This window comes from Novipirellula herctigrandis, assembly GCA_007859835.1.
In the GTDB taxonomy this organism is placed as follows: domain Bacteria; phylum Planctomycetota; class Planctomycetia; order Pirellulales; family Pirellulaceae; genus Novipirellula_A; species Novipirellula_A herctigrandis.
Map to the genome: position 1 here is coordinate 1 of SJPJ01000017.1, position 1,399 is coordinate 1,399.

General features: G+C 51.3%; 1 protein-coding gene. It reads left to right on the plus strand.

Annotation, left to right across the window (positions count from 1 at the left end):
* The first annotated feature begins 118 nt into the window (after positions 1 to 118).
* Positions 119 to 1,102 (plus strand): DUF4303 domain-containing protein, encoded by a 984-nt coding sequence (locus tag CA13_RS34350; RefSeq protein ID WP_146404847.1) that lies wholly within the window; start codon positions 119 to 121, stop codon positions 1,100 to 1,102.
* Positions 1,103 to 1,399 lie beyond the last annotated feature (297 nt).

The following is a 1,399-nucleotide window of genomic DNA, read 5'->3' on the forward strand; positions in this document are numbered from 1 at the left end:
GCAACGGAGGACGGGTGGTCCGTTTTCTCGTCTGCTTGCAAGTCTTTCGCCCGTCCCCGCTGATCACTACCGTTATCCGAATATAGTTTCCCCCGAGGTAACCTGAGGCTGAACGACAATGACTGACATCCACAACGACCTGAGGCGTGCGATCGTTGACGCCATTCGCAGGGCTTGTGCAGATATGGCTAACGAGTTCGGGCATGATCCGATACACGGGTTCGCGCTTTGCACAGACGACAACGTGATGACTCTCTATTCTGCGGCCTGCACAAAGTCATGGGTTGCTGAACGTAAGCCGGACGACAAGGGGATCGGATCGAACTACACGGAATGGGTTCAGAATGCGGGCGACCAATATTTCGACTCAGTATCGAAAACGATTTCTGTGCTAGCGGAAAGTGACCGATCGACGATCCAGCAACGCTTTGAATGCCTAACACTTGCGTTGGAGGACTGTCGGAAAGAGGGGCTTTTCGATCCGGGCACATTGCTTTTATGCGGAAGCACAGGAGGCGTAGGGGAGATGGAGCTGGAAGCGGTCGATCGTGTGAATACAGCCGAAGCTGCCATAGAGATCGCCGAGGATCTTTCAGAAGATCATTTTCGCGATAATCAAAACGACAGTTTCGACCTGCCCGCCGAGAAGCCGGTTCGCCGAGATACCAGCCCCTTGCCATTAATGGAGATTATCCCTGGGCGTGGCGTTGACGGATGCGAAATTGGCGTAGCAAGGGAAACTGCTCGCGAAGTGTTTGGTCCAACAGAAAGCACTAGTGCCAGCTATCTTGAATTCCCTGAAGTAGGAGTTGAAGTAATATGTAGAAGAAAGATCGTTCAAACCCTTATTTTCTATTTTCGTCTCAACGACTACGGACGATTTAATGGCCTGACGCGGGAAGGAATCGGAGCAAATAATTCCGTGGATGATGTACTGAAGACATACGGAAAACCTTCGCGCACGTCTGAGAGTACGGTATCGGAATTTGGGGCGGCTCCCGGTGCGCGGGAGAAATCGATTGAATACAATAATTGGGGAATCACGTTTAAATTTTGGGATGGCCAACTGGCCGATATTCGCGTTGATGAAATGCAAAGCTGATTGGTAAGGAACACGCGGATAACCAAGCCGTGCACACGGAGCACGGATTGCAAGGTTTTACAAATGGGAAGTCGTCCGTCCGTGCCCGGTGACGGCGAACGACTATGAAGTCCGTGGTTTGACCAGTGGCGACTGGCCGCTTTTTTTGAAAGTTTTTCTACATCAGAGATTCTGTTGTTGTCTTCATGCGGTAGAGGTGTGGATGTGGCGAGCTTGGGACTTTGGCGTTCGTGAGATTTGGCGAGATCCGATTCGGTACTATACGACTATTCGAGGTGTCGACGCTTTGACTTGGCC